Annotated in this window: 12 protein-coding genes; 7 read left to right on the top strand and 5 right to left on the bottom strand. The window is 74.6% G+C overall.

Features of this window, described 5'->3' with window-relative positions:
- Positions 1–54: 54 nt before the first annotated feature.
- The gene (locus V1J52_RS08530) at positions 55–702 is read right to left on the bottom strand and encodes a DUF1449 domain-containing protein (RefSeq protein ID WP_330139038.1); all 648 of its coding nucleotides are present in this window, start codon (positions 700–702) and stop codon (positions 55–57) included.
- 159 nt (positions 703–861) lie between these two features.
- Positions 862–1968 carry a PucR family transcriptional regulator gene (locus tag V1J52_RS08525; protein WP_330139037.1) on the bottom strand — a complete coding sequence of 369 codons (1107 nt, stop codon included), beginning with the start codon at positions 1966–1968 and terminating at the stop codon, positions 862–864.
- Between the two features lie 373 nt (positions 1969–2341).
- Between V1J52_RS08525 and nhaA the strand changes: the two genes are divergently transcribed.
- Positions 2342–3697 (top strand): Na+/H+ antiporter NhaA, encoded by a 1356-nt coding sequence (gene nhaA / locus V1J52_RS08520; protein WP_330139036.1) that lies wholly within the window; start codon positions 2342–2344, stop codon positions 3695–3697.
- Between the two features lie 142 nt (positions 3698–3839).
- Here the strand turns inward: nhaA and V1J52_RS08515 are convergent, their stop codons facing one another.
- Complete coding sequence (locus V1J52_RS08515; RefSeq protein ID WP_330139035.1) at positions 3840–4274, bottom strand: VOC family protein; 435 nt, start codon at positions 4272–4274, stop codon at positions 3840–3842.
- 572 nt (positions 4275–4846) lie between these two features.
- On the opposite strand from V1J52_RS08515, the gene V1J52_RS08510 reads away from it, so the two are divergent.
- Together V1J52_RS08510 and V1J52_RS08505 are read left to right on the top strand one after the other, a co-directional pair.
- Entirely contained in the window at positions 4847–6232 is a 1386-nt protein-coding gene (locus V1J52_RS08510; RefSeq protein ID WP_330139034.1) for a glycoside hydrolase family 10 protein, read from the top strand.
- A gap of 104 nt (positions 6233–6336) precedes the next feature.
- A complete protein-coding gene (locus V1J52_RS08505; protein WP_330139033.1) occupies positions 6337–7662 on the top strand; it encodes an FAD-binding protein in 1326 nt (441 codons plus the stop codon).
- 102 nt (positions 7663–7764) lie between these two features.
- Here the strand turns inward: V1J52_RS08505 and V1J52_RS08500 are convergent, their stop codons facing one another.
- Positions 7765–9843 carry an FUSC family protein gene (locus V1J52_RS08500; protein WP_330139032.1) on the bottom strand — a complete coding sequence of 693 codons (2079 nt, stop codon included), beginning with the start codon at positions 9841–9843 and terminating at the stop codon, positions 7765–7767.
- Positions 9844–9929: 86 nt separating this feature from the next.
- Here V1J52_RS08500 and V1J52_RS08495 point away from each other — a divergent pair, with 86 nt between their 5' ends.
- Together V1J52_RS08495 and V1J52_RS08490 are read left to right on the top strand one after the other, a co-directional pair.
- Positions 9930–10235 (top strand): hypothetical protein, encoded by a 306-nt coding sequence (locus V1J52_RS08495; RefSeq protein ID WP_330139031.1) that lies wholly within the window; start codon positions 9930–9932, stop codon positions 10233–10235.
- An 11-nt stretch (positions 10236–10246) separates the two neighbouring features.
- Entirely contained in the window at positions 10247–11896 is a 1650-nt protein-coding gene (locus V1J52_RS08490) for a RecQ family ATP-dependent DNA helicase (protein ID WP_330139030.1), read from the top strand.
- A gap of 119 nt (positions 11897–12015) precedes the next feature.
- Here the strand turns inward: V1J52_RS08490 and V1J52_RS08485 are convergent, their stop codons facing one another.
- Positions 12016–12411, bottom strand: coding sequence for a glycine cleavage system protein H (locus V1J52_RS08485; RefSeq protein WP_330139029.1), 396 nt, complete (start codon positions 12409–12411; stop codon positions 12016–12018).
- Positions 12412–12716: 305 nt separating this feature from the next.
- On the opposite strand from V1J52_RS08485, the gene V1J52_RS08480 reads away from it, so the two are divergent.
- Positions 12717–12917 carry a helix-turn-helix transcriptional regulator gene (locus V1J52_RS08480; RefSeq protein WP_330139028.1) on the top strand — a complete coding sequence of 67 codons (201 nt, stop codon included), beginning with the start codon at positions 12717–12719 and terminating at the stop codon, positions 12915–12917.
- A 176-nt stretch (positions 12918–13093) separates the two neighbouring features.
- Positions 13094–13312 (top strand): heavy-metal-associated domain-containing protein, encoded by a 219-nt coding sequence (locus V1J52_RS08475; protein WP_330139027.1) that lies wholly within the window; start codon positions 13094–13096, stop codon positions 13310–13312.
- Positions 13313–13329 lie beyond the last annotated feature (17 nt).

Here is a 13329-nt window from a genome sequence, read left to right as displayed (position 1 = left end):
GGCGCTGGCCGGAGCGGTGGCCGTCGGAGGCGGGGCCGTCAGGGGCGGTGGCCGTCAGGGGCCGGGATCGGGCCCCGGATCGAACGGCGCGACGTGGAAGAACTCACCCTCGGCGTCGTAGTGGTAGAGCAGCGCGGTGGAACCGGCCATGAGCCGGGCGGCGTCGGTACCAGCAGCACGGACCTGCACGAGCGCCGTGGAACCGTCGGACGCGGCGACCTCGGCCTGGCCGAAGCCCGGCCCGACCCGGCCGGTGCGGATGGTGCACACCCGGCCGGTGAAGTCGCTGCGCGCGATGTCCTCCTCGGCCGGTGTCAGGCGGCGCAGCGGCCGGAGCAGCAGCCGCGTCCCCCACCAGGCGGCGGCGAGCGCGCACGGCAGGGTCAGCAGGCGCGGCAGGGCTCCGGCGAAGAGGGCCGTCCCGGCCAGTGACACGAACCAGGCAATCGCGGTGAGGAGCGACAGCACCACGGTGACGGGCACGCCGCCCAGCCCGAAGGCCGCCAGACCGGTGCCCGCGCCGTGCGCGCCGCTCCCCCCGGAGCCGACGCCCTCTCCCCCGTGAGGGGCCTCGGCTCCGGGGATCACGGCGCCCCCCAGCAGCACCGCGCACCAGTAGACGGCCACGACGACGAGCGCGAAGCCGAACAGGACTGCGGGAAACGCCAGCGCGGCGTCCAGGAATCCGTGGAATCCCTCCATCGCCCTGCCCCCCTCTGCCGGTTGCGGTGTGCCGTCATGGTGACAGCGGACACCCCCGGAGCGCATTGCCAGAACCCGGCAATGTTTACGGCGTGCTTATGTCCTGCTGATGCTGCAACCGGGAGAGCCGCAGCGGCGCCCGCACACGCAGGGAGCGGGTCAGAAGTCCCGCCCGGGCCAGTCCAGCAGCCGGGCCCCCATCGCGGCCGTCTCCAGGGTGTAGCGCTGGAGCGGGTCGCCCGGGTCGTAGCCGGTGAGGGACTTCACCCGGGCCAGCCGGTACGTCAGCGTCCGCACCCCGATGCCCAGGCGCCGGGCCGCCTCCGCGTTGACGTAGCCGGACTGCGCGCAGGCCATCAGCGTCCGCACCAGCGGTTCGGCGCCGCCGCGGGCCTCGGACAGCGGGCCGAGCACCGTGCGGACGAGGTCGGCGATGGCGCCGCGGTCCCGCAGGAGCACCGGGAAGACCAGCAGCTCGGAGGCGGACAGCCGGACGGCGTCCAGCCCGAGCTGGTCCGCGACGTGCAGGGCGTTCAGCGCCTCCTCGTAACTGAGGACCACCCCGCCGGGACCGGCGTGCTCCCGGCCCACCACCACCCGCCGGGCCGCCGGGTAGCCGGGGCCGGGCTCGGCGGCGAGCCGGGCGAAGGCGTCCACCACGGGACGGTCACTGGCCGCCGCCACGCACACCAGCCGCCCGTCCTTGGTGGTCAGCAGGGTGTCCCGGTCACCGAAACGGGCCTGCAACTCGCGCTCGATGCGCCGCACGACGGGGTGCACGTCGCCGTACGCCTCCTCGGCGGTGGCCACCGCGACGGCGTGCGCGTGGGCCATCCGCAGCCCGAACCGCTGGGCCCGCTCGGCCAGCCGTCCCAGGTCGCTGCGGCCGTGCAGCAGGTCGTCGATGAACTCGCGCCGCCCGGCCTCCTCCTGCCGGACGGCGAGCCGCCTGGCGTGTTCGTGGCCCTCCCCGAGCGCACCGATGGCGCTCTCCAGTGCCGCGAGGATGGCGTCGCCGGTCCTGGCCCGCTCGGCGGCGCCGGCCGCGCGCATCACCCCGGGCAGCGTCCCCCACATCGTGCGGGTCCGCCCGACGTAGAGGCCGATCAGCTCGCGCAGGCTGTGCCCGTCCTCGGCGGCCTGCTCGCCCAGCTCCCGCAGGGCGTCCAGCTCGGCGCGGCGGGGCAGCCTGCCGGTCGCGGACACCTCGGTGAGGAGCCGCGGGTAGTCGCCCAGGTAGGTGGCGGGTATGCCGGAGCGCTTCACGGCCCTCTCGTGCCCTTCCTCGTTCGGCGCGCGCCCGTCCGGGGCGCGGCTGCCCCGCCAGCGTAGAGGGGAGACCGTCGGCACCGGCGGCACGTGACGGTTCTCACCGCCGCACCTGGGGCGCGGCAGGCATGATCCGGTCGGAAAGCGGTAGGAAAACCACGGCGCGGCGCCCCCGTGCCGTACCGGCGGGTAGGCGCCCGGACGCCGAAGATCCTCTTGCGGACCGGGTGTGACGTGCGGGTACGGTGAGAAGCAACGCGTCAAAATCAGTCAAGGTGTGCCGGGAAGTCTGGTCGGCAGCACGGTTTCGCATGTCTCCGTGCTCATTCCTGTTCGTCAACCGTCCGAGTTCCCTCCAGGAGGCCGCCCCATGACGTCCACGCCCGAGCAGAACCGGGTGTTCGCCCGCCCACCGCTCAAAGAGCGGCGGTGGCTGGCGGACGCCCTGCGGACGGAGACGGTCGGCGGTCTGGTGCTGGTGGGCGCTGCCATCGTGGCGCTGATCCTCGCCAACACCCCGCTCAGCGACTTCTACGAGTCGGTCCGCGACTTCCACTTCGGCATCGAGGCGCTGCACCTGGACCTGTCGGTGGGCCACTGGGCCTCGGACGGCCTGCTGACGATCTTCTTCTTCGTCGCGGGCATCGAGCTGAAACGCGAACTGGTCGTCGGCACGCTGCGCCGTCCGGCCGCCGCCGCGCTGCCGGTGGTCGCCGCGCTGTGCGGCATGATCGTCCCCGCCCTGTTCTACTTCGCGGTCAACGCGCCCACGGGCGGCGACATGAACGGCTGGGCCATCCCCATGGCCACCGACATCGCCTTCGCGCTCGGCGTCCTCGCCGTCATCGGCACCAACCTGCCCTCCGGCATCCGCGCCTTCCTGCTGACCCTGGCCATCGTGGACGACCTGGGCGCCATCCTGGTCATCGCCCTCTTCTACACCTCCACGCTGAACATGTGGGCGATGGCGGGGGCCGTCGCGGGCCTGGTGCTCTTCTGGTTCCTGCACCACAAGCTGAACGTGCGCGGCTGGTACGTGTACGTCCCGCTGGCCCTGGTCATCTGGGGCCTGATGCACGCCAGCGGGGTGCACGCCACCATCGCCGGTGTCGCCATGGGCATGCTGCTGCGCTGCAAGCCCCGCCCCGGCGAGGAGGAGACCCCGGCCGAGCACGTCGAGCACCAGGTGCGTCCCATCTCGGCGGGCTTCGCCGTGCCGGTGTTCGCGCTGTTCGCCGCCGGCGTCGGCGTCTCCGGCTCGGCCCTGGCCGAGGCGGCGCGGGAACCGGAGGCACTCGGCGTGGTGCTCGGCCTCTTCGTCGGCAAGATCGTCGGCGTCCTGGGCGGCACCTGGGTGGCCGCCCGGTTCACCAAGGCGGAGCTGAGCGACGAACTGTCCTGGCCGGACGTGGCGGGCGTCTCGATGCTCGCGGGCATCGGCTTCACGGTCTCGCTGCTGGTGACCGAGCTGGCCTTCGACGACGACAGCACGATCGAACACGTCAAGGCCGCCGTCCTCATCGCCTCCGTCCTCTCGGCCGTGGTCGCGGCCATCCTCCTGAAGTGGCGTGACGTGCACTACCGCCGCATCTGGGAGGAGGAGAACCGGGACGAGGACCACGACGGCATCCCGGACATCGACCAGCGCGAGGAAGCCGAGATGAAGGCCCGCGCCGCCCGCGAGGCCGAGGCCCAGAGCGGCGGGGACGCGAGCGGAAGCCGCTGACCCACCCCCGGCACACAGCACGGCCCCGTGTCCCGCGCCCTCCCGGCGCGCGGGGCACGGGGCCGTCGCCGTTCCTGTGGCTGGGTGCTTGCCGAGGTCAATGCCCTGGATGCTGTTGGACGTCGTGCCGCTGGAGGGACCCTCAGTCGAGACAGAACTCGTTGCCCTCGATGTCCTGCATCACGATGCAGGACTCGTTCTCGCCGTCGGCTCGCATCGTTCGCACGTGTACCGCGCCGAGCGCGACCAGCCGTGCGCATTCGGCCTCTAGCGCGGCCAGGCGTTCCTCACCCACGAGTCCGGTACCGGTCCGCACGTCAAGATGCAGCCGGTTCTTGACGACCTTCCCTTCGGGAACGCGCTGGAAGAGCACGCGCGGGCCCACGCCCGAGGGATCACTGCACGCGAAGTAGACCACCTGATCCTCCGGCGGCAGCGAGCGGTAGTAATCCTCCCAGGTGGCGAATCCCGTCGGGACCGGAGGCAGGACGTACCCCAGCACCTCGCACCAGAATGCGGCGAGACGCACAGGTTCCGCGCAGTCGAAGGTCACCTGGAACTGCTTGATCGCTGACATCGCCGCACGATAACAGGGGCCCGGCCCATCTCCCCGGGCAGATCCGCCCGTTGCCCGGGAGGGCGGGCCCTGCCATCCGCTGCCGTGTCGTGCGGCCGCAGAGGCGAACCGGGGTCGATGTCCCCGTCCGCGTCCTCACCACCGAGCGCGAGCGGCCGCACATGGTCCACGTCCGCCCCGTCCGCAGGAACGGGAATGCCGCGACGTGCACGGCGGGCACGGCACCCCCCGCCACCCGCAGCTGCCCGGGCGTCGCTCCCGGGGTGCCACGGGCCCGCTCCTCGAAAGTTTCGGAACCGTCCTGGCAGTATTTCGGCTCCGCGCACAGCTCTCCTCGCCAGCTGGCGCACCCGCCCTCAACAGCCACTCCGCGCAGTCGGGGTTCGGGCCCGGAAATTGGGGCGTGCACGTTGATTGACCCCCGACAAGTGCCGCCGTATGGTCTCCCCGAATCTTCGAAAGAGTTTCGAAACTTTCGGGATTCTCAGCACCTGTGAGCCGCTGTGGACGCCGCACGGTGTCCGTACATCCGTCGATCGCCGTCACGCCAGACGGCTGCCAGAAAAGGATGAATGGTGAAGAGAACCCCTGTACTCCGCGCGCCCGGGACCGCCGGTCCGGCCCCGAGGTCCCGCACGCGACGCGCCCTCGTCCTGGGCGCGTCGGCCGTGCTCGCCCTGACCGGCGTGACCGGCCTGTCCAGCCCGGCCAGCGCCGCCAGCAGCCTCGACGAGGCGGCGGCGGCCAAGGGCCGCTACTTCGGCACCGCCGTCGCCGCGAACCGCCTCAGCGAGGGCGACTACGTCTCCACGCTGAACAACGAGTTCAACTCCGCCACCGCCGAGAACGAGATGAAGTGGGACGCCATCCAGGGCTCCCGCGGCTCGTTCAACTTCGCCGCGGGCGACCGGGTCGTGAACCACGCCCGCAACCAGGGCATGCAGGTCCGCGGGCACACCCTGGTGTGGCACTCCCAGCTCCCCGGCTGGGTCGGCAACCTCGGGGCCGGCGAGCTGCGTTCGGAGATGCGGAACCACATCAACCGGGTGATGGGGCACTACCGGGGCAAGATCGCCGCCTGGGACGTGGTCAACGAGGCGTTCCAGGACGGCAGCAGCGGCGCCCGCCGCAACTCGCCCTTCCAGAGCAAGCTCGGCAACGGGTACATCGAGGAAGCCTTCCGCATGGCGCGGGAGGCGGACCCGAACACGAAGCTCTGCTACAACGACTACAACACCGACGGCATCAACGCGAAAAGCAACGCCGTCTACGCCATGGTGCGCGACTTCAAGGCGCGCGGCGTCCCGATCGACTGCGTGGGCTTCCAGTCGCACTTCAACAGCGCCTCCCCGGTGCCGGGCGACTACCAGGCGAACCTCCAGCGCTTCGCCGACCTCGGCGTCGAGGTCCAGATCACCGAGCTGGACATCGAGGGCTCCGGCAGCTCCCAGGCCACCAGCTACGCCAACGTGGTCAAGGCGTGCCTGGCAGTCTCCCGCTGCACGGGCATCACCGTCTGGGGCGTGACGGACAAGTACTCGTGGCGCAGCGGCGGCACCCCGCTGCTGTTCGACGGCAACTACAACAAGAAGCCCGCCTACCACTCCGTGCTCTCCGCGCTCGGTGGCTCCGGCGGCGACGACGGCGGAGGTGGCGGGGGCGGCGCCTGCACCGTCTCCTACAGCAAGGCCGAGGAGTGGGGCGACCGCTTCAACGGCCGGGTCACCGTGCGGGCGGGCAGCTCCGCCATCAGCGGCTGGCGGACCACGGTCACCGTGACCTCGCCGCAGAAGATCTCCGCCACCTGGAACGGCACCCCCAGCTGGGACGGCAGCGGTAACGTCATGACCATGCGAGGTGGTCAACTGGCGGCCGGAGCCTCGACGACCTTCGGCTTCACGGTGATGACGAACGGCAACACCTCACCCCCCTCCATCGGCACGTGCACCACGTCCTGACCGCACCACGGGGCGCCCCCGCCCGCCCAGGGCGGGGGCCCACCCCCGCGCCACCCCCGAAGACCCCGCACACCGGCACGACACCGCACCAGAAGGCACCGCGCATGAAGCCCACGCAAGCACCCGCCGGCGACCCGGCGCTCCCGCACGCCCGGGACGTCCTGCCCGCCCGCAACTGGGCGCGGAACGTCACCTTCCGCCGCGAGCGCACCGCCCGTCCCGCCTCGGTCGCCCAGCTCCAGGACGTCGTCGCCGCCAGCGGATCCGTCCGGGCCCTGGGCAGCGGGCACTCCTTCAACACCGCGGCCGACACCTACGGCACCCAGGTGTCCGTCTCCGGCCTGCCGCCCCTGTGCGACATCGACTCCGCCGCGGGAACGGCCACCCTCGGCGCCGGCCTGCGCTTCGCCCAGTTCACCGGCCGCCTGGACCGGGCCGGGTTCGCCCTGCACAACCTCGCCTCACTGCCCCACATCTCCCTCGCGGGCGCGTGCGCGACGGCCACCCACGGCTCCGGCACCGCCAACCCGGCCCTGTCGGCGGCCGTGCGGGAACTGGAGCTGGTCACCGCCGACGGCAGCCTGGTCACGCTGCGCCGGGGCGACGACGGCTTCGACGGCGCCGTCGTCTCCCTGGGAGCGCTCGGCGTCGTCACCCGCATGACGCTGGACCTGCGGCCCGCCTACCGGCTGCGGCAGTACGTCTACGAGGGCCTGCCGCACCGGACGCTGCGCGAGCACTTCACGGACGTGACGGGCGCCGCCCACAGCGTCAGCCTCTTCACCGACTGGCGGGGCGAGCACATCCGCCAGGTGTGGTGCAAGGAGCGCGCCGACGACGGCGCCCCGCCCCCGCCCCGGCGCTGGCTCGGCGCCACCCTCGCCGACGGCCCCCGCCACCCGGTCCCGGGAATGGCCCCCGGCCCGTGCACCGACCAGAGCGGCACACCCGGCCCCTGGCACACCCTCCTGCCGCACTTCCGGGCGGAGTTCACCCCCAGCAGCGGCGACGAGCTGCAGAGCGAGTACTTCGTCGCCTCCGGTGACGCGGTCGCCGCCTTCGACGCGCTCGACGCCGTCAAGCGGCACATCGCTCCGGTGCTCCAGATCTGCGAGATCCGCACCGTCGCGGCCGACGAGCAGTGGCTCAGTCCCGCCTACCGCCGCGACGCGGTCGCCTTCCACTTCACCTGGACAGCCGACGCCCGCCGCGTCCTGCCCGTCCTGCCGACCGTCGAGGCGGCGCTCGCGCCGTTCGGCGCCCGGCCGCACTGGGGCAAGCTGTTCACCACCCCGGCGGCGGAGCTGGAACGGCTCCACCCCCGGCTCGGCGACTTCCGCGCCCTGGCCGCCCGCCTCGACCCGGCGGGCACGTTCCGCAACGCCTGGTCCGCGCGGACCTGGCTGCCTCCGGAAGCCGGGCAGGCGTGACGGCCACCGGTGACCGGGCAGGCGTGACGGCCACCGCACGGGCATGATCCGCCGCACGGGCACGGCCCCCGGACGGCCGTGCGCGGCCGGGGAGGCGGGCCGTCAGCGCGGGGTGAGGGCCTTCGCCAGCTCGTCCAGGGCGTCGGTCACCAGCTCCGCCGCGCGCAGGGCGATGCCGTCGGGATGGCGGGCGTCCCGCCGCCAGCGGGCCAGCGCCCGGTGCACCGGCGCCCAGTCGGGAGCCGCCCCCGCGCGCACGGCCGGGGCGGCACGCGCCACGGCGTCCCGCAGCGCCCCGGCGAACGCCGCCGCCCCGGGGTCGCCCGGCGTGCCCGGCTCGGGCAGGTGGGCCTCCAGCAGCAGCCCGGAACGGCCGACCGTCGTCAGCGCGGCCTGCGCCTCGGCCGCCCGGCGGCGCGGCAGCCCCCGGTGCCGCACGGGTTCCGCGCCCGCCCGTGCCGTGGCCTGCTCCCACTCCAGCAGCGCCGCCCGGTTGTCCAGGAGCGCCTCCCGCACGACGCGGGTGTGCCGCTCGCCCGGCGTGCCGTACGCGTCCAGGACGGCGACGGCGTACCCGCAGCTCGCGGTCAGCCAGTCGGCGAGGCGCTCACGCAGCCGGGGCGTCTCCCAGGCCGGGTAGAGGCCGTAGGAGACGAGGGCGAGCACGCCGCCGACGAGGGTGAGCAGCATCCGCTCCGGCACGGTCTGCGACCAGTTGGTGCCGACGATGCCGAGCAGGAACACCACGTACGCCCCGGCGCAGGCCGAGATCACCATGAACCCGGTGCGCATCAGCAGGTACAGCAGGAACACGCTCACCACCGCGAGGCCCGCCGCGACGCCGGGGCCGGGACCGAGCAGGGCGATCACCGCACCCCCGACGACGACCCCGGCGACGGTCCCGGCCAGCCGGGCGGCGCCGCGCGAGACGGTGCCGGAGAAGTCCGGGCGCAGCACCATGACCGCGGTGAGCCCGATCCAGTAGCCGTGCCCGGTGGGCAGCGCCCCGCCCAGCAGGTACCCGGTGGCGACGACGGCGGCCAGCCGCAGCGCGTGCCGGAACACCGGGGAGGCCGGACGCAGCTCGCGGCGCACGGCCCGCAGCACCACCGCCAGCTGGCCGGGGCCCGTCGCCCGGCGCAGGTAGGGGCGGTGCCCCACCGCCGTGACCTCCACCGGTTCCTGCGCGGCCTCCACGGCCTCCCCGCTGAGGGCGATGAGCCGCAGCGCCGCCTTGCGGGCCGGTCCGGGCGGCAGCGCGGGCCCGTCCTCGGGCACCTGGAGGACGTCCAGCGCCTCGCGGGGGACGCGCACGTGCTCCCCGCGCCGGATCGCCCGCGCGGTGCCGTCCAGCACGGTCGCGGCGGCCGCCAGCAGCGCGCGCACCCGGTCGCGTTCCGGACCCTCGCGGGCGGCGCCGCCGAGGACGGGGTCGGCGAGCGAGGCCAGCACCGGGCGGAACCGCTCGGCCAGCAGCCGGTAGCCGTGCAGCTGCCGGGGCCGGCGCCGGGCCTGGCGCGGGGTGACGGCCGCGGCCTCGCGGGCCTCCACCAGCGGCTGCGGGTCGAAGGGCGCGGTGGGCTCCTCGCGCAGCCGACGGGCGTAGTCCGCGACACCGGCCAGCGCGTCGGCCAGTGCCTCCCGCCGGGCGCCCCAGCGGCGGACGGGGAACACCACGATGAGTCCCGCCTGCGCCAGGCCGCCCAGCGCGATGATGCCCGCGTGCTGGGCCGCCTCCGGCACGGACGAGGGCAGGGTGACGACGACCAGCATCATCGCCACCGTGAACGCGGCCACCACCCCGGGGGTGGGCCCGGCCACCCACGCCATGCCCGCGCCGAACGCCCACAGCGCCAGCATCACCGTGAACGCCGCCGGGTGCCCGGCCAGCACGTAGCCGAGGAACGCGCTGACCGACAGCCCGGCCGCCGCGGCCAGCGCCAGCTCGGGCCGGGGACGCCAGCTCCGCTGGAAGGTGGCGATGCCGGAGGCGAAGGCGCCGAAGGCCGAGGAGACGGCGAGCGTAGCCGAGCCGAGCCACAGGGTGAGCCCGATGACCAGCGCGACGCCGCACGCGCCGCGCACGGCCAGCAGCGGCGTCAGGGAGGCGCGTTCGACGCGCAGGCCGGAGCGGGCCGTCTCCGCCAGGGCCGCGGCCCACCTCGCTGTCGTCCCGGACATGATCACGAGGATAGGGCGCCCGGCGGCGCGCGGCCCGCCTGCGGCCCGCCCGCGTGAAACAGCGCGCACGGGGAACGCGGTGCGGCATGCCGGCACCGAAGCGATACAGCGTGGCCGCCTCCGGCCAGTGGAAGGACGAGGAGGACAACGTCCGGCTGCCCGCGGGCGAGGTCCACGCCTGGGAGCAGGGCATGAACCAGACCGTGTGCGGCCTCTCCCTCAGCCGCTCCGAGCTGTGGCGCTTCCCGCACGTCCCGTGGGCCGACGCCCTGCCGGAGTCGGGCGGCGCCGCCGACCGGGTGCGGCGGCTGTGCCCGAAGTGCGCGTCGGTGGCCGGCCGCCGGGGCGGCGGCGCCCGGCCCCGCTGGCAGCGCACCAACCCCCGCCCCTGAAAGGCCCGTCCATGGCACGCCACCGCACCACCCACCGCGACGACGCCGCGCTGCGCGATGCCGCGCGGGAGACGTTCGGCTGGCCGGAGCTGCGCCCCGAGCAGCTCGACGCGATGCGGGGGCTGCTCGACGGCCGCGACGTCCTCGCCGTGCTTCCCTCGGGCGGCGGCAAGTCCGCCATCTACCAGGTGCCCGCCCTGCTCATGGACGGCCCCACCGTCATCGTCTCGCCGCTCATCGCCCTCCAGAACGACCAGGTGGAGGGGTTGCGGGAGAGCGACGCGCCCGAAGCCGTGGCCGTCAACTCGGCCCAGTCCGGGAAGGAGGCGCGCCGCGCCTGGCGCACCCTGCGCGGCGGAGACGCGGAGTACCTGTTCCTGGCGCCCGAGCAGCTCGCGAAGGACGACGTCGTGGCCGCGCTGCGGCGCCTGCGGCCCGCCCTGTTCGTGGTGGACGAGGCGCACTGCGTCTCCCTGTGGGGGCACGACTTCCGCCCGGACTACCTGCGGCTGGCCGACGCCGTGGAGCGCCTGGGCCGTCCGGCCGTGCTGGCGCTCACCGCGACCGCGAGCCCCGTGGTGCGCGACGACGTCGTCCGCCACCTGCGGCTGCGCGATCCGCGCCGCGTCGTCGCCTCCTTCGACCGGCCCGGCATCACGCTCACGGTGCGCCCGGAGTCCGACGACGACCGCAGGCGGGAGGCCGTCGTGGACTGGGCGGCCGGTGCCGGGCCGCCCGGCCTGGTGTACGCCGCCACCCGCAAGGACACCGAGCGGTACGCCGAGGCCCTCGCCGCGCGGGGCGTGTCCGTGCGGGCGTACCACGCGGGCCTGAAGGGCGCGGAGCGGGAGAGCGCGCAGCAGGCGTTCATGGACGGGGAGGCGGACGTGGTGGTGGCCACCTCCGCGTTCGGCATGGGCATCGACAAGGCCGACGTCCGCTTCGTCGCGCACGCGGCCGTGCCGGACTCGCTGGACTCCTACTACCAGGAGATCGGCCGGGCGGGCCGCGACGGGCGGCCCGCCCGGGCCGTCCTGTTCTACCGGCCGCAGGACCTCGGGCTCCAGCGCTTCCTCACCGCCCGGCACCTCGACGGCGAGGGGCTGGCCGACGTCGCGAAGACCGTGCGGGACCAGGAGGAGCCGCTGTCGGTGGCCCGGCTGGGCGAGGAGACCGGGCAGTCGCGCCGCAAGACCACCGCCCTGGTGGGCCTCCTGGCGGAGGGCGGCGCCGTGCGGATGCGGGACGGCCGGGCGGAGTACGCCGAGGACGGCCCGGCGCCGGACGAGGCGGTGGACCGCGTGGCGGAGATGGCCGAACGGCAGCGCCAGGTGGACCGCTCCCGCCTCGAAATGCTGCGCGGCTACGCCGAGACGCTCTCCTGCCGCCGCCGGTACCTGCTCGGCTACTTCGGCGAGCAGCTCGACCACGACTGCGGCAACTGCGACTCCTGCGCCTCCGGCTCCGCCGCCGAGCACGCCCCGCTCAGCGCCGCCGACGCGCCCTGGCGGCCCGGCAGCCACGTCCGGCACGCCGAATGGGGGCCCGGCGTCGTCGTCCGCGCGGAGGACGACCGGGTGACCGTCGTCTTCGAGCGGACCGGCTACCGGACGCTCTCCCTGGCCGCCGTCCGGGAGCACGGCCTCCTGACGGAAGCCTGACCGGCCCGGCGCCGCGCCACCGCCGCCCGGTCCGTGGTGGCACGCGGTGCCAGCGGGCGGGCCGGGGACGGCACGGGGCCCGGCCGCCGCTCTCCCCTCGGCGGCCGGACCAGCCCACTCTACCCGGCCCCGCGGAGCTGCTCCGCGTACGCGCGCGGGGACAGCAGTCCGCCGAGCTGCCCGGGCTTGTCCACGGCGATCTCGGCCAGCCAGCCGTCCTCGAACGGGCTGTCGTCGACGTCCGCGGGCGAGACGGCCAGCCGGTCGTTGACGGCGACGACGGTCCCGCTCATCGGGAGCGTCAGGGCGCGCGGCGCGGAACCGGCCGCCTCCACGGTGCAGAACACCTCGCTCGCCTCGAAGGCGTCGCCCTCCCCGGGCAGCGCCACGCGCACGGCGACGCCGCCCGGCTCCCGCGGGTGCCCGGTCACCCCGACCCGCACCCGCGCGTCCCCGGTCACCTGGACCCACAGGTGGTTGTCGCTGTACTTCCGGTCCTCCGGCACCTCGTGCACACCGCCTCCTCGGTTCGTCGCGGGCACCGCCCGGCCTGGCCGGTGCCACTCGCACACCTGTTACCCGGAACCGCCGCCCGCACCGCGCGCTCACCCGCGCGGACGCGCGGGCCGCGTGCGTCCGGGCGGTCGCGGGACCGACGCGGGCCCGTCGCCGGGTCGTCGCCGGGCCGTCACGGGTGTCACCGTTGCGCGGACGGACGGTCACGGGCGCTCGACAGCAGGCCAGGAGTGTCACACTGCGTGGCGGAGCGCGCGCAGGGTGATGGCCACGTCATCCGTCACGCCTGTGGAGGTGTCCCGCCATGGCCGATCGCAGCCTCTGGTCGTACAAGGAGATCGCCGCGCACATCAAGGTGCGCACCGACACCGTGCGTTCCTACCGCAAGCACGGGCTGCTGCCGTCGCCCGACGTCGTCGAGGGCGGACGCCCGTACTGGTACGCCGACACGATCCGGGAGTGGGTGGCCCGCCGGCCCGGACACGGAGGCCGGCGCGGCACGTAGCGCCGCCCGCGCGCCGGGCGTCCGGAGCCCGAGGGGGGCTCCGGCGCCCGGGGGCTCCGGCGCCGGGCCCTCGCCCCGGAATACGGGGAGGGGGTATAGGGTTCCGTGCTGAGAACAGCGACGCGCGGGAACCGCCCGTCCGCAGCGGCGCGGCGGGTCCGCACCGGGAGGCGAAGATGACCGAGATCACGACGACGTACCAGGTCAGCGGCATGACCTGCGGGCACTGCGAGAAGGCCGTCACGCAGGAGGTGTCCGCCCTGGACGGCGTGAGCGCCGTGCGGGCCGCCGCGAGCAGCGGGCTCGTCACCGTCACGTCCGCCGGGGAGCCGGACGACGCGGCCGTCCGGGCCGCCGTGGACGAGGCCGGGTACGAACTGGTCGGCCGGGCCTGAGGACGCCCGGCCGCTCG

The organism is Streptomyces solitudinis (genome assembly GCF_036323765.1).
GTDB lineage: Bacteria > Actinomycetota > Actinomycetes > Streptomycetales > Streptomycetaceae > Streptomyces.
This window is presented reverse-complemented; position numbering and strand designations above follow the sequence as displayed.